This window comes from Mesorhizobium sp. B2-4-1, assembly GCF_006442185.1.
Classification (GTDB): Bacteria; Pseudomonadota; Alphaproteobacteria; order Rhizobiales; family Rhizobiaceae; genus Mesorhizobium.
The window spans coordinates 30,059-48,126 of record NZ_VFVN01000008.1; the positions used below are offsets into that span (position 1 = coordinate 30,059).

15 protein-coding genes and 1 tRNA gene are annotated in these 18,068 nt (G+C 58.9%); 6 read left to right on the forward strand and 10 right to left on the reverse strand.

The features are described 5' to 3' along the window. Positions 1–13: 13 nt before the first annotated feature. The 4 genes from FJ949_RS20490 to FJ949_RS20505 form a co-directional block, all read right to left on the reverse strand. Positions 14–1,069 (reverse strand): DNA polymerase III subunit delta', encoded by a 1,056-nt coding sequence (locus FJ949_RS20490; protein ID WP_140498584.1) that lies wholly within the window; start codon positions 1,067–1,069, stop codon positions 14–16. Beyond that, on the reverse strand, positions 1,066–1,740 hold the full coding sequence (tmk, locus tag FJ949_RS20495; protein WP_140498585.1) for a dTMP kinase: 675 nt from the start codon (positions 1,738–1,740) through the stop codon (positions 1,066–1,068). Before tmk ends, FJ949_RS20490 begins: the two co-directional genes overlap by 4 nt. A 183-nt stretch (positions 1,741–1,923) precedes the next feature. Next, entirely contained in the window at positions 1,924–3,090 is a 1,167-nt protein-coding gene (locus tag FJ949_RS20500) for a D-alanyl-D-alanine carboxypeptidase family protein (RefSeq protein ID WP_140498586.1), read from the reverse strand. Between the two features lie 83 nt (positions 3,091–3,173). Continuing rightward, on the reverse strand, positions 3,174–4,391 hold the full coding sequence (locus tag FJ949_RS20505) for a septal ring lytic transglycosylase RlpA family protein (protein ID WP_140498587.1): 1,218 nt from the start codon (positions 4,389–4,391) through the stop codon (positions 3,174–3,176). A 328-nt stretch (positions 4,392–4,719) separates the two neighbouring features. On the opposite strand from FJ949_RS20505, the gene FJ949_RS20510 reads away from it, so the two are divergent. Beyond that, positions 4,720–4,809: transfer RNA gene (locus tag FJ949_RS20510), tRNA-Ser, on the forward strand. A 458-nt stretch (positions 4,810–5,267) separates the two neighbouring features. Further along, positions 5,268–7,052 carry an FkbM family methyltransferase gene (locus tag FJ949_RS20515; protein ID WP_140498588.1) on the forward strand — a complete coding sequence of 595 codons (1,785 nt, stop codon included), beginning with the start codon at positions 5,268–5,270 and terminating at the stop codon, positions 7,050–7,052. 282 nt (positions 7,053–7,334) lie between these two features. Here the strand turns inward: FJ949_RS20515 and FJ949_RS20520 are convergent, their stop codons facing one another. The 5 genes from FJ949_RS20520 to FJ949_RS20535 all read right to left on the reverse strand — a co-directional run bounded on the left by FJ949_RS20520 (position 7,335) and on the right by FJ949_RS20535 (position 13,170). Next, on the reverse strand, positions 7,335–8,504 hold the full coding sequence (locus FJ949_RS20520) for an acyltransferase (protein WP_181172123.1): 1,170 nt from the start codon (positions 8,502–8,504) through the stop codon (positions 7,335–7,337). A 303-nt stretch (positions 8,505–8,807) separates the two neighbouring features. Continuing rightward, entirely contained in the window at positions 8,808–9,956 is a 1,149-nt protein-coding gene (locus FJ949_RS20525) for an acyltransferase (protein ID WP_140498590.1), read from the reverse strand. A gap of 169 nt (positions 9,957–10,125) precedes the next feature. Further along, positions 10,126–10,272 carry a hypothetical protein gene (locus tag FJ949_RS30400; RefSeq protein ID WP_181170927.1) on the reverse strand — a complete coding sequence of 49 codons (147 nt, stop codon included), beginning with the start codon at positions 10,270–10,272 and terminating at the stop codon, positions 10,126–10,128. A gap of 88 nt (positions 10,273–10,360) precedes the next feature. Beyond that, a complete protein-coding gene (locus FJ949_RS20530) occupies positions 10,361–11,938 on the reverse strand; it encodes a glycosyltransferase (protein ID WP_140498591.1) in 1,578 nt (525 codons plus the stop codon). Continuing rightward, positions 11,935–13,170: a glycosyltransferase family 4 protein gene (locus FJ949_RS20535; RefSeq protein ID WP_140498592.1), complete on the reverse strand. Its 1,236-nt coding sequence runs from the start codon at positions 13,168–13,170 to the stop codon at positions 11,935–11,937. The genes FJ949_RS20530 and FJ949_RS20535 overlap by 4 nt, the downstream gene beginning before the upstream one ends. Positions 13,171–13,863: 693 nt before the next feature. Between FJ949_RS20535 and FJ949_RS20540 the strand changes: the two genes are divergently transcribed. The 4 genes from FJ949_RS20540 to FJ949_RS20555 all read left to right on the forward strand — a co-directional run bounded on the left by FJ949_RS20540 (position 13,864) and on the right by FJ949_RS20555 (position 17,503). Next, on the forward strand, positions 13,864–15,420 hold the full coding sequence (locus tag FJ949_RS20540) for an FAD-dependent monooxygenase (RefSeq protein WP_140498593.1): 1,557 nt from the start codon (positions 13,864–13,866) through the stop codon (positions 15,418–15,420). Positions 15,421–15,467: 47 nt separating this feature from the next. After that, positions 15,468–16,166 (forward strand): DUF2161 family putative PD-(D/E)XK-type phosphodiesterase, encoded by a 699-nt coding sequence (locus FJ949_RS20545; protein WP_140498594.1) that lies wholly within the window; start codon positions 15,468–15,470, stop codon positions 16,164–16,166. 45 nt (positions 16,167–16,211) lie between these two features. After that, positions 16,212–16,619, forward strand: a complete 408-nt coding sequence (locus FJ949_RS20550; protein ID WP_140498595.1) for a DUF930 domain-containing protein — start codon at positions 16,212–16,214, stop codon at positions 16,617–16,619. A 197-nt stretch (positions 16,620–16,816) separates the two neighbouring features. Beyond that, entirely contained in the window at positions 16,817–17,503 is a 687-nt protein-coding gene (locus FJ949_RS20555) for a TerC family protein (RefSeq protein WP_140498596.1), read from the forward strand. A gap of 29 nt (positions 17,504–17,532) precedes the next feature. Here FJ949_RS20555 and FJ949_RS20560 read toward each other — a convergent pair whose 3' ends face one another. Further along, a complete protein-coding gene (locus tag FJ949_RS20560; protein WP_140498597.1) occupies positions 17,533–17,958 on the reverse strand; it encodes a hypothetical protein in 426 nt (141 codons plus the stop codon). Positions 17,959–18,068 lie beyond the last annotated feature (110 nt).

Here is an 18,068-nt window from a genome sequence, read left to right on the forward strand (position 1 = left end):
CCCGAGGGAACCATCACATTCGCATTGCAGACTTCAGGCGGTCGATCATGGTCAAGGCGTGCTGCTTCTTGTCGAGATTGTAGGTATCAGTCTCAGATATAGCGTCCAGCGCCTCATGCCAAGTGTCCGAAAGCGTTTTGGCTCGTGCGAGATCGCCGGCCAGCGCCGCCCGGCTCGCCGCATAGGACAACAGGTCGAGCGCGCGGCGGTTGAAGATATCGAACTGGATCGCCTGGTCGCGCCCGGCCACCACCTCGGCAAGGCGATAGGCGCCGGCGATGTCGCTCTTGCCGGCGCTCACCAGGGCGTCCAGCGTTTCGGCGATCTCCAACCCGCCATACTGCGTCAGGAGGATCGCATTGCGGGCGCTGCCCCCTGCCCGCGCGGCAAGGGCTGTCCGCGCGGCCGGATCGTCCGGCGGAGGCGGCTCGGCAGTTTCCAGCACCGCCATCAGCTCGTCGGCATCGAGCGGCGACAGCCGAACCAATTGGCAGCGCGAGCGGATCGTCGGCAACAGGCTGCCCGGTGCATGGACGATGAGGATGAACAGCGTTCGCGCCGGCGGCTCCTCGAGATTCTTCAGCAAGGCATTGGCTGCATTGGTGTTCATGTCATCGGCCGGATCGACGATCACCACCCGGTAGCTGCCGTCATGCGAAGTCAGCGACAGGAAGCGATTGACCTTGCGGATCTCGTCGACGGTGACGACCGTCTTGAAGTTCTTGGTCTTGTCGTTCAGCGGACGGGTCAGATGCAGCACGCCGGGATGCGCGCCGGTGGCGATCTGGCGAAACAGCGAGGACGCCGGATCGGGAACGGCGAGCGTCTCCGGCGCCTGCTCGAAGGCCGGATGCTTCAGGAGGTGATGCGCCAGATGGAAGGCGAGCGTCGCCTTGCCGATGCCGAGCGGTCCGGCGAAGATCAGCGCGTGCGGCAGCTTTCCAGCGCGATAGGCGGCGGCGAGCATGGCGGCGGCCTGCCCGTGCCCGACCAGGCGTGGCGTTTCGGACGGTTCGGGGACGCCGTCCAGCGTGTCATGCTGTTCCGGCGCGATGCGTTCGAAGATCATGCGGGTGCGGTCTGTCTGTTGCGCATGGGCGCCCTCGCCTCCAGCGCCGCGAACACCGTGGCGGTGACGACATTTTCTACCGCATCGGGAGCGGCGGATGCGTCGATCACGACGCAGCGCTCCGGCTCGGCCGCCGCGATCGCCAGGAATGCCTCGCGGCGCGCCTCGTGAATGGCAAGTGTTTCCTTTTCGAAGCGGTCGGGGCCGGCGCCGGCGCCGCGACGTACTGTTGCGCGTCTCAGGCCTTCGGTGGGATCGATGTCGAAGATCAGCGTCATGTCGGGCATCATGCCATTGATGGCCACCTGCTCCAGCGTCTCCATGAACACCGGGTCGAGGCCGCCGGTGACGCCCTGGTAGACGCGCGAGGAATCCAGGAAGCGGTCGCATAGGACAATGGAGCCGCGCTCGACCGCCGGGCGGATGACCTGCTCGACATGGTCGGAGCGCGCCGCGGCGAAAAGCAGCGCTTCCATCTTCGGCCCAAACGGCTCGGCGGCGCCCGAAAGCAGCACATGCCGGACCGCTTCCGCGCCCGGCGAGCCGCCGGGCTCGCGGGTGACGAGGACGTCGTATTTCTTGGCGCGCATCTTTCCCGCCAGCCGCTCGATCTGCGTCGACTTGCCTGCTCCTTCGCCGCCTTCGAAGGTGATGAAAAATCCGCGTGCCAATCGAAAGGCCTTTATCCCTTATTTGCATGGATTCTAGCGCTCTAGATAGTCCGCGTTCGGGGAAACGTCCATGCCGCCGGAGTTATCGCAGTCGCTCAAAAGTGAGCTCGGCTTTGAGAGAACGACATGCATAAACAAAGACGCTAAAGCGCATCGCGTGAATCCGGTTCAGCGCGACGCGCTTTAGCGGAGCCAGCCGACGGCCAGTTCCTTGACGGCGTCGAGGGCGCGTTGCGGCAGCGTGCCGATGCCGATCGATTCGGCGGCGAACAGCGGCGTCTCCTGGCTCAGCGTATCGCCGATCCAGACCCGCAGCACGCCTACCGGCTGCCCCTCCTCCACGGGTGCGGCAACCGGTCCGTCATAAACGATGCTCGCCGTCAGCTTGTCCCGGTTGGCTACCGGCAGGAAGATGGCGATCGGCCCTTTCGCCTTCAGCGTCACGCCGGCTTTAATGCCGCCGAAAACCTGAGCTTGGCCCACCACCTCGTCCTTGGCGAAGATTTGCGTCTTCTCGAAGGAACGGGAACCCCAGTCGAGCAGCTTGCGCGCCTCCTCGGCGCGTTCCTTGTCGCTGGCGAGCCCGCTCATCGCCGCGATCACCCGCGCGCCATTGTGGCCGACCGAGCCGACTATGCCAAAGCCGGACACCTCACTGCTGCCGACCGCCAGGCCGTCGGCGCCGATGTCCATCGCCAGCAGCGGGTTGCGATTCCTCTGCGAAATCTTGTTCCAGGTAAAATCCTTCAGGCCGTAGTAGCGATAAAGGTCCGGATACTCGCGCCACAGATGCAAAGCCAGCATTGCCAGCTCGCGCACGCTCGTCTGCTGGCCCTCCGCCGGCAGCCCGGTCGAATTGACGAAAGTCGATTTGGCCAGGCCGATCTGGCGGGCGCGTTCGGTCATCTGCGCGGCGAAATTGTCCTCGGACCCGGCCAAGCCTTCGGCCAGCACGATACAGCCGTCATTGGCCGCCTGCACCGTCACGCCCTGGATCAGGTCCTCGACCCGGACCGCCGATTTGAGCTTGGCAAACATCGTCGACGTTCCCGAAGGGGCGCCGCCCTTGCGCCAGGCGTTTTCACTCACCACGAACGTGTCGTCGAGGGTCAGGCGCCCGGACTTGATGGCGTTGAACACCACTTCCATCGTCATCAGCTTGGCCATCGAGGCCGGCTGTATCGGCTTGTCGGCGTCCTTGGAAAACAACACCGTCCCTGTGTCGGCGTCTATCATGAAGGCCTGGGCTGCCTTGGTCTCGAAAAGCTGCGCGCTGGCGGGCGCGATGCAAAACAGCAGCAGGGCCAATCCCAGAAATCCGGCCAAAGGCGGAAAGACGCGCAACTGCATGAAATCTCGACCCGTTTGCCGGTTCTGGCGCAGCCAAGCTATCAGGGTTTTTTCCGCAGGATCAACCGTGCGGGAAAAATAGATCAGTTGCGCACGGCCAGGGCGTCCGGCGCACCATGCGACCAGGCCGCCTGCAGCAGATCGTCGACGCCGCCATGGCCGTCCGGATAGAGGTTTACCGCATACCAGTCCTTGCCGTCGAATTCGGAACGCTGGATCTCTATCCTGCCGAAGGGCTCGAGCGCGGCGGCCACGCGTTTTGCCTCGGTGGCGTCATCGAAAGTGCCGGCCGCGACATAGGCCGGCGACGGCGCCTGGGGATTGGCGCTCTTCCATGAGCGCAGGATGTCGGCGGGCGACATGCCGTCGTCGTCAAGTGCGGCAAAGACATCGGCGCTCCGCACGCGCTCGTCGGCATAGGAGAGCGAGGCCACCGAAAACGGCGATTGCGGCGGCAGGCCGATATCCGGACGCTCTGGCACGATCGGACCGAAGTCGGGCAGCGCCAGGTCACCCAACGCCGGCGATTGTGCCGGCACCTGCCCTTGCGGAACCATATCGGAATTCGTCAGCTGACCCGGAAACGGCACGGCGGCAGCACCCACCGGCAGGCTGGGCGACGGTCCGTTCATGGCCACCATGACGCCGGTCGGCAGGCCGTCCGACGGATCCGGTATCCTGTTGCCTGGATGGTAGGAGGCCATCAGATACTGGTCGTCATTGCCGTCGAGCGGCGCGCGGCCAACATATTCCACCTTCACCTCGGCCGTGCCGACATTGGCATAGTCGAGCATCTGGGCGGCGCGTTCCGAGACGTCGATGATGCGGCCCTGGTGGTAGGGACCGCGATCATTGACGCGCACGATGACCGAACTGCCGGTCTTGAGATTGGTGACGCGGGCGTAGCTCGGCAGAGGCATGGTCGGGTGCGCCGCCGTCAGATGGCTCATGTCGTAGACTTCGCCGTTGGCGGTCAGCCGTCCATGAAAGGCATCGCCGTACCACGACGCCAGGCCGACCTTGGCATAGTGCTTGTCTTCCTTCGGATAGTACCACTTGCCGCGAACCTGGTAGGGTTTTCCGAGCTGGTCGCGGCCGCCGCCACGCCGCATGAAGGCGACGCGAGGGCTGGCCTTCACGCCATATTCGGTTTCGGCGAAATATTCCTTGGAACGGGTCCTCTTGTGGACCATCCCTTTTGGTTCAGGCTGCGACGCGCAGGCGGCAAGCAAGGCTGCCGACATGGTGAATAGCGCGAAAGCGCAAGCACGGCGTAGACGCGGGCGCGCCGTAGTTTGCATTTCCTGATGTCCCCTACAGTCTCGACCAAAAACGCCGCGGCTTGGACGTCGCAGGAGCCAAAGCTTACCTGACCAATACCAACGACGCCTCGAACCCCTGTCCTTTGTGCGCAGGAATTGTTTATCACGCTATTAATCGATTGTGGCCGGAACCGGGCAAGATTGTGACGCCACCCTGCCCGGCGTCGGCTGCCGGGAAACATGCGGTCCGCGCATGCCGGTTGACAGATCTTTGCCGGGCACACTAGAGCATCAGCAAGATGGCTCTCTTCATTCGCCGCCAGGCTCGAATATCGGATCGGGTTGACGTTGGCGAAGAGATGTCGCTGGAGGGATGGCCGAGCGGTTTAAGGCACCGGTCTTGAAAACCGGCGTGGGCGCAAGTTCACCGTGGGTTCGAATCCCACTCCCTCCGCCATTTTTTGCTATCGAATCGAAATAGCGTCGTTTTTGTTTTCCTCTTGACGCCTAACTCCTGCGAATAATGAGGGCGGCTACCACCGAAAATACCCAACTTGTTAGCATTGCTTCGGATGGTTGATGTGAACAGCGAAACGGATGGAAGGCAACCCAAGGCTGCACGGCCGGCGCTCATCAGGTACCCGCCCCAACCCCGCCTCCTGTTTGGCGCCGGTCATTAAATGTGAGGCCGTGTGCCGCTCGTCATAATGCCCCTGCAATGGATGCCGAGCCGCGACGCACTTGACCGGAGTAATCGCACTTGCAAGGGGATCTCCGGACCCGTTACGAAGCGTTGTTCAGGGTGATGCCAATCGTGGTGAATTCGGCATTAATCGCGTCGCCTAATGAGCCCGCGTGCAATTAGGAATCAACTGCCCGCAATATCCTTCAGATTCTTCGGAAGTGAGACTAAGAATGAAATTCTACGGACAATTCGAGGTTCCTGTCGATCGTTTCATTTTCGAGCGCTATTTCCCCGACCCCGACATTAAGGGCGTATTTATTGAATGCGGGGCTTTTGACGGGCAGACCGAATGTTCCTGTCGTTTCTTTGAAGAAACGATGGGATGGCAGGGATACAACCTTGAACCGGTTCCGTGGATATACGATAAATTGGTCGTTAATCGTCCCAACAGTAAAAACATCAACGTCGGCATGTCCGACAAGACAGGCGTGTTGAATTTCCAAAGCGTCATTCATCCAGTCTACGGGCGAGATACAACGATTGGATCCGTCGATCATGACCCGGTCTTCAAGGAAGCGCTGATAGCCGGCGGTTGTACGTTTGAGGAGATCAAGATCAGAGCCATAAGCTGGCAGGAACTTATTTCGACCCAAAAAATTACGGACGTCGACCTGATGGTTCTCGACGTCGAGGGTCATGAATTATCAGTGTTGTCCGGAATGAGAAATAGCCCTGTGTTGCCCCACGTCATGTGCATCGAGTTTGGTCACGTGGGGTTTGATCAGCTTCGAATAGTCATGGGCGAACTCGGTTACCAATATGACATTCACTCTTTTGCTAACGCATATTTCGTGCGAACGGACATGATACCGCTCATGGCGTTTCGTCGATTGGCGGGAAATAGCGGAACTCAACATCAGGTCGAACAGCTAAGTGCTGAAATCGCCGACAAACAGATCGAGATTGATCGACTCAACAATGAAGCGAAGTGGCTTAAGGAGCGCGAGAAAGAACTCGTAGAACTTGTAGAGACGATGACGAATTCCAGGGGCTGGAGGGCCTTGGAGGTGTTGCGAAACCTTCGGCATCTAAAGCGAACCAACCGCAAACCAGATGTGATTGGGACGTCTTTGCACGCAACCAATGACAGCTCCTCGGAACGAGTCCGGACAGATCCGGCAACTCCAAGCCACGGAATTAACACCACGCCCGAATCGGTGGCCAAAGGTTTGCAGGAAAGAGTTCGGAAGCTTGAGGAACAGGTAGAACTTGTCGAAACTCATCATATACGTGGATTCTGGCACACGCTCGACAAGATTGACGACCTGGCACTACCGTCGCGCCAGTTAAAGTGTTTAGTCTGCGACCATGACGACTTTAGAGACGGCTTCGAGATTCTCAGATCAGAATGCATTTTCAACGGGGGGCGGCTTGAGCGATACCGCTGCCCAAACTGCGATTGTGTCTTTGGCGGTCAAAAGTTTCTCGATCTCGACGAGGCCATGACCGATCTCGACTATCGATTGCTCTATTCTCGTTATCGTGAAGGGAACACTGGAGAAAACGAAAAGAGAACTTTCCAGTCGCTTCGACCCGTCCGGGGAGCTACCTACGTAAATTGGGGTGCAGGAGTCTGGAACGACACAACTCAAGTATTGCGTGCCGACGGGTATGACGTTTGGAGTTTTGAACCCAACGCGCCATCTGAAGCGCCTTTTGTGAAAATTGATCGATCAGATTTAGGGAGCGATCTTGCAGGTATTTTTTCTAATAACGTGATTGAACATTTTAAGGAGCCAATCGTTCAGTTCCGCGAGTTTCAGCGCGTACTCGCACCAGGCGGCAAAATGGCACACTCGTCTCCCTGCTACGAATATCTTTATCCCATAACACGTTTTCATACGATATTTCTCCTCGGCCGATCACCAGACATATTAGCTGAGAGAACAGGTTTTCGCATCACAGACAGAGTCAAGGATGGTGAGTACAACAATGTTGTATTCGAAAAGATTTGAAATGAACGGGACAGGACAAGGACAGGTCCGCTATGTTCCCAAAGCGAGGCACCTCGGCATCCTGGCAAGAACCCCCTTTATCTATCTGGCACTGATGTCGCCATCGAACGTGGACAGGGTAGTTCCAGGGCCAGCGGCCGTGCGATTTCTCGCGGGCACCTGTCGCCGGGTCAGAAGGTCGCGATCGGCTGGCGTGGTCATTGATGATCATGGTCGCTTCTCTCGTTTATGCCCGGGCCCGGGGCTGCTCTAGGCTGTAGCGCAGCGCTCGCCGTCCAAGCATCAGGAAGAGATCTGGCCTTGCGGAGCGGATTGTACGGCGGGATCGGTTGTTATGCTGCCGGTACTGCTGCGGGCGCCACTGACGCGCGCGATGCGGTCAGCAACCGCCCCAGCTTGATGCCGCCCTGTTCGAACCATGTTTCCGAAAAGCTTGCGAGCGGCAGCGTGAGCAAGGTTGTTGCAAGACCAAGAATGATTCCCATCTCCAGGGGGGTGGGTTTCACTGAGACCAATGTCCTTGATGAGCGCGCCAACAACCCACATCACCGGGACATTCAGGAGATAAAGGCTGAAGCTTACGCGACCAAGGAACCGCGAGGTTCGGGTGTTGAGGACGTCGTAAAACAGCCCGGCTTTCGCATGGTAGGCCGAATAAACCAAGCAGCAGGCTAGCATCACTTGGCTTATGGTGGCCGTTGTCGAATGCAGGGGAACGACCAACCGGGCGAGCAGAAAGAAGGCCACAGCGATCCAGATTGCTTGCTCGTTGAGCGCCGACGCCTTGGTGTCGGCCAACAGCACACCCGCCATGAACGCGAACAGCACCGCCGACATATTGGGTAGGCTCAGCGTTAAAAATGGAGCTTCGATCGCTGTGATCGAAATAGCCAAACAAACGGCTGTACCTATAATGCCCCACCTTGCGCCAATAAAGAACGCCAGCAACACAAAAGGAATTGCCAGCACTTCCGCCTGCAAGGTCCATGTGGCTCCCTGTACCGTGATACGTCCCAAGGTGGCGTTGACCAACACGGAACTGAGGTCTGCCGCCGCTGCCAAGTGAGGACTGCCCGCAAACCACGGAACATTGGTCAGCGACACCCCCAATACAAAGCAAAACGCCATGCAGAAGATCACCGCGGGATACAGGCGGCACAGCCGTCGAACGATGAACTTGCAGCAGATCGACCACGCCGGCCCGGCCGTCCGGGCAAGTGAGAGCTTGAGGACAAAGCCGCTCAGCACGAAGAACAGGAGCACGGCGCTTTGCCCGTTTGAGACGGTGAGCGCGACCTTGGTTGCTATGTCTCTGAAAGAGCCCAGACTTTGAGCGGGAGGGTCAAGGACGGCAATCGTCGAGGCGCTTTGATCGAGAATGGCGTGGTAGAAAACCACAGCAACCGCAGCCACGCCACGAAGGCCATCCAGCGCGGAACTGCGCTCGCTCATGAAAATCATGCCCCCGGGAAAACTGGAATACTTTTACATTTGCTACTATTGATGTCAACTTACTAATTTAGCGCAGCTGACGTCCTATTTCGACGGCACGTATACAAGGATAAGGCGATGGAAACTTAACTGAAAGCCTGGAGCGGTCGGCTCTGAAAACATGACAGGAGTAGGCACCATCCATGTGTACCGTCGCCGCAATCTTGGTCTGCTTGGTCTGGACGGTTTTACCTACCGATCGTCGAGCTGCGCCACCTGATAGGGTACTGAGGCGCTGGAGCTTGAATGCCTTCCGCAGCCGAGCTAAGCAGCGGCAGGGAGAGAGTTGGCGGGAACCGGCTCGATGTCTGGCAACCGGGAAACGATCGGCAGGCGCAAACGGGCCGCCAGGCGCTTGCCGAGATTATGGCCGGGCGTCTCAACGACTACATGGAGCACCCACGCCAGTCCGGTTGCGCCGGCTGTGATGATGATCAGGCTCAGCCACGCCTTTACGCCAAGATCGATCAAGACGCGCAGGCCGGCATAACCGGCGACGCCATGAATCACATAGAGCGGATAGCTGATGTCGGCGAAGAAGTCGCCGACACGGGTCCGTTGGAAAAGTTGCGAGAAGCTGGCGGCAAAGGCGAAAACCAGCACAGCGAAACCATAGGTCCACGCCATCGAAGCAAGGCCGGGCATCGCCTGTCCGAGCAGAATCGAAAACCCGAAAAACAAGCTTGCACTGAGAAACAATGACCGTTCGGCGGTGAGCGCGCCAACGTGCAGATAGTGAAAAACAACTCCGATGAACATGAAGATCAGGAATGGAATCGGCAGGACCGCGATCTGGCCGTAACCGTTCCTGATCATGTAAAACTCACCCAAGGCTAGCGCCGCGGGGATCGCGAAAACCCAGATCGAGCCGCGCCGAAACAGCGCAATGCCAAGAGCACAGACCAGATAGAACTTAATCTCGATCTCTAGCGTCCAGACGACCCCGTCGATGCTCGGCATCCCGAAGAACTCACGAAGCCCCGGCAGATAAAGAATGGAGACTTCGCTGATGCTGAACGGCCATTGAACACCGAAATATCGCCCGACCAGCCAGATCGACAGAATGGTGATCGAAAACCCGGTCATGTACAGCGGGATGATTCGAAAAAGGCGCCCGACGAGAAATCCCTGCCAGGTCATATTGCGAAGCGAAAAAGGGATGACGAAGCCACTCACCAGAAAGAAGAGCGCGACGCCGAACGCACCCCAATTGAACTGAGGCACTGTCGTATGAAGCCAGCGCAGGTACGTCGGAAATGCAAAGTGCTCCGGCAGCACGGGCGCGTGGGCCAGGCTTGCGACAGCATCGCGCAACGTCCAGAAATTGTAGGTATAATGCGCGATCAGGACACAGAGGGCCGCAATGCCTCGCAACGTGTTTGCGAAGTCGACCCGCGATGTGCTCCTGTCCATAATAGCCTCGTTGCCCCCGACACTGCTTCCACATGCCAAACGGGACCGAATGCAAAGTTGCGACCGCATCCTGTCAAAATGTTCACAGGCCATGGGAAAAGGACGTTTTTTGTGAAATCACAGAGAATGGCCTAAGCTTGGAACATCTTTCGCCAGTGATCCAGCATCTTTAAAGCAAGTACATTTTTGGGTGACGGGTTTTTGGGGCAACGGCGACATCGGCGGCAAAGTTGAATGCAGCGGAAAGTGCCTGTTTCCCATCTTCTCCCGTTTTCAGCTTCCTCAACTGGCCGGCCATTACCAGCTGAATAGCCATTAATTCCGCTTGCATACTGACCATCTGCTCATGGTACGCGTTGAGCGCAGCCCCGACCTTGTCGCTTTCGGACCCTTGCCGTCGCTCTTCATTTTGCCTCGACAGACCGCATCAGGTCCAAATACTCGTCGGCCACCTTCGACCAGGTTCGGGCTGACAGGACTTCAAATAACGGGCGCTGCGCCTGGAAAAGCGTTTCCCTGTTGTCTAGACCCCAAAGGACTTTGCGCAGCATGTCCTCCCGGTCCTGCGGGTCGAAAGTCATGATATCGAGCAGCTTCCGGTCCTTCAAAAGCTCCGTCACAACTGGGATACGGCTCATCACGGATGGTGTTCCCACCGAATAAGCCTCGGAGAAAGTAAACGGAAAGCCACCCTCGAATTGGGTTGGTGTTACGGAAAGGGCCGACAATCTGTACAGCGCGGCCAGCACATGGTTGGGGACGGCGGGCAAGGAAATGACATCCCGTTGCAAGCCGCGATTATCGATCATGTCGCGGATCCTCTGGACCTGGCCAACTCTGCCCGTGAGCACGAGCTTCACCGGCCTATAGTGCTCCCGGAGAACCCTTTCAAAGACTGAGATCAAGCCTTCAATGTTCTTGTGCGGCCGGACTTGAGACGAATAGAAAAGAAATTTCACATCATCGAATTTGAAGCCATTCAAATAGCTGGGTAGGCTGTCTTCTTTCTTCTTCATATATTGGTGCAGGATGTCCAAGGCGCCTCGCCTTGTTTTGTCTCCGCGCTCGATCGAAGCCATATCTACGAAACCGTGGCGAATGACCGATACATGATCGGGATCAACACCATGCCGATTGACGATATGAGTCGCCTTTACGTGATCGCTATAGGTGATAAGGCGATCCGCGCCAGCGATACTCTGCGAGATTCGATGGTGCGCTCTCAGATCGGAGGGGCTGATGAACTGTGCCGGGTGCTCATAGAAAACGATGTCCGGTGCGGCCATGACGACCTTGCCCTGAAGCTTTGACGTCTCCGGCCAGAACATCGAAGGCACATACCAGACGTCGATGTCGCGGCGGCGGTTGAGCAGCCTGACCAGCCTGTTTAGTTCCGCTGCCCGAACGGTGTCGAGCGGGCCGACAGCATTGAGCAGGTAACCCCACCTGATCAGCAACCAGTTCTTGGCCCTGTAAAACCGACCGCTCCTCACCCTCCGCAGCAATCGTTTTGCCGCGTAGAGGCCAGCCACGATGACTGCGGAAAGCAGCACTGGCAACGCCATGATCACAATGAGAAAAGCCAGCAAAACGACGCCGAGCAGAAATACGAATATGGAAGAATTCGAGAGCCAGCGCACAACGAGGCTGACCCCATCAACCAAAAGATTGAACACCCGCTTTCGTTTTAATTTGGCCGGCCGCTTGATCGCCCCTGGGGAAAACCAGGTTTTGATCCTCCACAATTTTATCAGATACGGCTCGCCTTTTGTCGTGACTATATCGACAGACCCGGGCGGCACTCCTGCGTCATCGAGAAGGTTGATGATGTCTGTCTTCAGCCATCCCGGCCCCGCAACGGTGACTGCTATTTCCCCTGAATTCACAGCGCCCCGGATGATGAACCCGAGCAGCCTGGTAATGCCCTCATGCGGCACGAGTTGCCTCGGTGTGTATCCGAGAAAGATCCCCATTTTCTTCATGCCGAGATCCCCTTGAGCATACGCCAATAGTCCGACGCGTAGTGCTGCCAGGTGTGCTTCGACAGCGCCTCTCGACTGGGTAGCTTGGCACGCAGAGGCCCGGCCGCGCGTTCCATCGCCTTTAGAGACGCGGCCATTTTCGGCGCTGAGCGGGCATTGAAAAACTCTATCGGAATTGCGAACCGCTCACCGATGTATCGCATTTGTGGATAGCCGCTTGAGAGAGAGGGTGTCCCCAGCCATGCGGCTTCTGCGACTGCGAAAGTCCCGTTGTCGTATATGGTCGGATGCCAAAGAAACGCCGCGCCGGTCACAGTCGCGGCGTATGCGGCGTCGGAAAGCTCCCCAACGAATTCGACATTCCGTCTGATCGATGAAGACGAGCGGATCTTTTTCTGAATTTCCTGAATATAGGGGATATTCCGGAACCAGTCCGGAGCGTCCTCATTGTCCGGGTTCATATAATCGGAGAATGGCCCCATGACCTTCAAGCGCAGTTTGCCCCCAAGCAGGTCGTAATATTCCATGAGCGCATCGAACGCCCGTAAATGATTCTTGTGCTTGGTAGTGTTGGTGGGCCACACGAAGTAGCCCTCTCCCTTTTTCTTTGATGGAGCTTTTCCGGAAAGGGGCGTGGGATCGAAATCCATCGGCGCGAGATGGACCCTGGTCCGCGGAACCCCGACATAAGAAATCACATCTTCAGCTGTTTGCGGCGTCGTTGTAATTACCGCGCTTGCCTGCCTAACTGTCTGCAAGAACGGTAGGTCGTAGCTTCCGCTCGCATTGCCTTCGAAAATCTCAGGCACATAGCGCTGGATGTAGTCCGTGGCAAAGACGACATAGGGACGAATCGGGGCAAGTGGTTTATTGGTGCGATCAGAAACAACGAGCCAAAGATCGGAATCCGCGAAGTTCTTAATGCCGTCGATGGGCATCTGGTAGATATCAAACGGCAAATCCACCGTTCGGCCCTGGTTAGCATTAGCGATGTGGATTGCCTCTGGTGAGACATCGGACCACTCGAACTCCACAATATCGACGCCGTCCTCTAGGGCATCGGTGAAATTGGCCGCCAGGTCGTACACCCCGGCGAGAACACCAATCCTCACTTTGCACGGCTCACCGGCACGCTGGCTGCCCGCTCGGATCATACGCGCTATGGTTTTGGTGACCCGTAGCGAGCCCCCCCGATACGGGAAAGGTAAGATGATGGTGATGTGCTTGAGCAATGTCTGCCGTCTCGCCCCTGAAAAGATGTGGCTCTATAGCGCGGGGAAGATTGCACAGACAACCTGTATTGCTGTTTGCAATGACGCAACGCGCCACATGACGGCAATCGCTCTTACGGATTTGTATAGGCAGTGTTGCTTCTCAGCCGGCTGACACGTTTATCAGTCCGGCTGATGGCGTGCCACCAGTAGGCGCACCGACAGCCACGCCGCCCGGTACCTGTGTGGGAGCTTGCCGTATCCGATGTGCCAGGTTCAAAAGCAGGCGGCTCTGCCGGCGTCTCAAAGATGAAAGCCATCCGCCGTCAGGAAGCCCTTAGGGTTGTGCCACGGGAATGGTGCCCGGAATGCCATTCCATTCAAGCCGACCGACGGCGAAATTGCCATGAGACGAGCGAATCGGACAACATCGGGCGTTTCATCGGTTCTAGCCTGAGCGGCCATGATTCCGTTCGGCGTCGGCCGCAACCCCGTCTGTTGCGGATTGCTCACCGCAACGCTATAGAGCCGGTGTCGGAAAAGGCAGACTTGGTTTGGTAAGCCCAAGTCCTTTCGGTAACGAAAGTTCTGGTCTTTGGCCTCCTGCAGGAGATCCCCACGACGAACATCGGACGCTTCTCTCGCGTCCAATCGTTCGTCCGTGTTCTCAAATCCGAGGAATGCTCCGGTCGAACATCGACAAAGGAGCAGTTCATGCACAACCGCCATCTCGATTCCCATGACGTAATAATCGCTGGTGCAGGCCCTGTCGGCCTGTTCCTCGCTTGTGAGTTGCGCGTCGCCGGCCTCTCGGTGCTGGTGCTGGAGCAAGCCGAAGACCCGCACTCCCCGTTGAAGCAGCTTCCGTTCGGGCTGCGCGGCCTCTCGGTGCCCACCATCGAAGCCCTCTACCGTCGCGGTCTGCGGGACGACATCGCCGCTCCACAAAGTGCGAGGGATGGGACGGGCAACGGTGGCGCTGCGACTGGTGCGCACTGGCTGAATCAACCGCGCCGTCCGGGTGGCCATTTCGCAGGTATCCAGTTCTTCCACGATGCCATCGACGCCGCGAAATGGCCCTACCGCCTGCCAGGTTCGGCCACCGCCGCAATCGCGGTCGAGATGGCGCATCTCGAATCAGTCTTGGCCGCGCGCGCAATCGCAATGGGAGTCGAGATCAGGCGCGGCTTCGCTGTCGAGGATTTCGATCAGACGCATGAAGGCGTGACCGTTTGCGCCGGCGGTGAGATTTTTCGGGGATTTTGGCTTGTCGGCTGTGACGGCGGGCGCAGCACGGTGCGCAAGGCCGGCGACTTCGCGTTCGTCGGTACCGATCCGGAATTCACAGGCTATTCCGTTCAGATCGAAATGGCCGAGCCGGACAGGCTCACGCCGGGCCGCCACTACACGCCGACCGGCATGTACACTTATCAAAGACCCGGTACCGTCGCGATGGTCGAGTTCGATGGCGGGGCTTTCCACCGAATCCGGCCAATCACCTGCGACCATGTGCAGGCGGTTTTGCGCCGAGTATCCGGCGCGGACATCACGCTGACGGCCCTCAAACTCGCCGCCACCTGGACGGATCGCGCCTATCAGGCAACGACCTACCGCAAGGGACGAGTGCTGCTTGCCGGCGACGCCGCGCATATCCATTCCCCCTTGGGCGGCCAGGGTCTCAACCTCGGGCTCGGCGACGCGATGAACCTTGGCTGGAAGCTGGCCGCCACCATCCGCGGCGACGCGCCGGACGGTCTGCTCGACAGCTATGTCAGCGAACGCCATCCGGTCGGGGCGCAAATCCTCGACTGGTCGCGCGCCCAGGTCGCGCTCATGCGGCCAAGCCCGGCAACGCGCGCGCTCGAAACCATCATCCGTGACCTGATCGACACGCGCGACGGCGCGACATACTTCGCCGAACGGGTATGGGGTATTTCTCTTCGCTACGATCCTGGCAGCGGCCACCGGCTGGTCGGGCGCAGTGTTCCCGATTTCGAGCTGATCCAAGGAAGAAAAATCGGCGGGCTCCTCAGCCCGGGCAAGGGCCTGTTCCTTGACTTTGACGCTCGCCCATCGCTTGAAGCGCTTGCAGGCCGCTGGGGCGACCGGATCACCTACGTCGCCGGTAAGGCCAAGGATCAACTGGGCCTGAGCGCCGTGCTCGTGCGCCCCGATGGCTTCGTGGCCTGGGCCGGCGAGGATGACCCCAACCCCGAGGAAGCCGCTCAAGCCGCATCAGGATGGTTCGGCGAACCCCGGAAAGGCATGTAGACGTGCTCCCGAGGCTTTTCGTGCCGAATCGGCTAAGCCTTGAGCCTATGAACGAAACCTCCCTCTACGCGCCGGTGAAGCGGTTTCTCGAAAGCCTGGACTTTGCCGTGAAGGGCGAGATCGGCGGCTGCGACATCGTCGCGCTGCGTGAGGGGGAGCAGCCCGTCGTCGTCATTTGCGAGTTGAAGCTGGCGTTCAATCTCGAACTGGTGCTGCAAGGCGTCGACCGCGCGACCGCCTGCGACGAGGTGTGGCTGGCCGCGCGCATGTCGGCCAGGGGCAAGGGACGCGAGAGCGACGCCCGGTTCCGCAATCTTTGCCGCCGGCTTGGCTTCGGCCTGCTCGGCGTGACGGCGAGCGACCGGGTCGAGGTGCTCCTGAGTCCGGTCACCGTCGCGCCGCGCAAGAACCCACGGCGCCGCTCGCGGCTGGTCGACGAGCACCGCCGGCGCCGCGGCGATCCTGTCGCGGGCGGGGGATCGCGCAATCCCATCATGACAGCGTACCGCCAAAGCGCCCTCGCCTGCGCCGCGGCATTGGCCGACGGGCCCAAGCGCCCGCGCGATCTCAAGGCGCTGACGCCGCTTGCGCCGAAAATCCTGCTGCACAATGTCTATGGCTGGTTCGCGCGCGTCGACCGCGGCGTATACGATCTGACCGACGCCGGCCGTGCCTCGCTGATGCGTTGGCCGCAGCCATCGCACGATGAATCCCGACACGGGATTTTGAACGCGCCGAGTGCCTGAGCGCGGGACAACGCCCGGCCCTTTGGTTGATTTTTCAGACAAAATATGCTGCTTGTCCCGCCCATGAAGACACTCTGCACGACGGTCATGGCGTTCTTGACCCTGGCTTTTCCGGCCAACGCCATGGACAGCGCCTTGCGCGCAGGCCTCCTGAAACTCGACCCGCAAACCCGCCTCGAACAGCGCTGTGATGCTGAAGTCCTCGACCGGATCACCCATGACGACCGCAAGTACAAGGCGGATCGGGTGGTCGCTTACGCCTTTGCCACGCCGGTCATGAGCGACGACGCCATTAAGAGCCCAGGAGCCGCCTTCCGCAGCAAGGGGCAATGGTACCGGCTGAAATTCAAGTGCGAGACGGCGCCGGACCATATGGAGGTTTTACAGCTCCGCTACCGCATCGGCGACGAGATTCCAGAGACCGACTGGGCAAAATACAATCTCTACGATTAGGCGCTACGACTAGGTTTTCATTGCCGTTTCGGCTCGCCTGCCCGTGATTGTCGAATCCCCTCAATGGCGCCGCTGCAACGAAAGCGGTTTTGCGGCATTGCCCGAAGCGATGTCTTGACGGCAAGGAACCATGCCTTTAGGGCGGGCTGGGCGATCGACAACAAACACTCGGCGAACAGGCAAGGGCTTCCAGGTCGATGGAAATATTTACTGCCGCAGGCTTATCGGCCCTTTTTCAGGTAATCGCGATCGATCTTGCGCTGGCTGGGGACAACGCCATCGTCATCGGCCTTGCGGCGGCCGGCTTGCCGGCCAGTCAGCGCAAACGAGCCATTCTGGTCGGCATCATCGCGGCCACCGTCCTTCGCATTTTCTTCGCCCTGATCACGCAATGGCTGCTGACAATTGGCCCCATGCTCCTCATCGCCGGCGGCCTGCTGCTGCTTTGGGTATGCTGGAAGATGTGGCGGGAGCTGGGTGTCAGCCACGAGCAGGAGCGCGACGCGACCGAAGCGCTGTCGAATGGCGATTTCGACAAGGATGGGACCATCGCCGGCAAGTCGCCGCGCAAGACCTTCTCGCAGGCCGCCTGGCAGATCGTCATTGCCGACGTCTCCATGTCGCTCGACAATGTCCTGGCCGTGGCGGGAGCGGCCATGAACCATCCGACGGTGCTGATCATCGGCCTCGCTCTGTCGATTGCGCTGATGGGCTTCGCCGCGTCCTTCGTGGCGCGCCTGCTGCACAAATACCGTTGGATCGCCTATATCGGCCTGCTGATCATCCTTTACGTCGCCGTGAAGATGCTTCTCGATGGCGCCGTGCAGCAGTTTCCCGACCAATTCGCTTTCCTGGCGCCGTGGTTCGGGTCGAGCGGCCACTGAGCTGGAGCCCTTGCGCCCGCCGATGTTGGTCAGTTTGAAATTGCAGCATAGTGGTTCATTCTAATTGGAATTGAACCGGTGCCCATCGGCGCGAAGAAGCACGTCCACCTATATCGCTGGTAAGGATCAAACTTCATATGGGGAATGATCGTTCGATAAAACGTCATTAGACGCTCGCAGATGTGGTATCGATCATCGGGCGCAGCCTGGACACGTTCTCTCGGGATAAACCACTCTGCTTCTTGTGGCTCATTCAAGTAGGTAGGGTGCAGCCTGACAAAATAGCCGTCTTTGGTCATCCTGACATCGTTGGAATCGATGGGGCGGCAATCCTTGTTTCCGCAGCAGTCATAGTGAAGAACGGGATCGGTCTTGCCCGTATACCAACCGTGTGCGTCCGCATCGCCGGGCAGCACAAGCCACGCCAATGCAATATGTCCTAGCAACTGTTTCATGGGACTAGCCCCTCACCATTCTGCCTATAGCATATTAGTAAGTCCTAATCATAGCGCTGAAAGTCGCGTTGACTGGCTGCCATTACCCGGCAATTCGCTTTAAGAGCCGC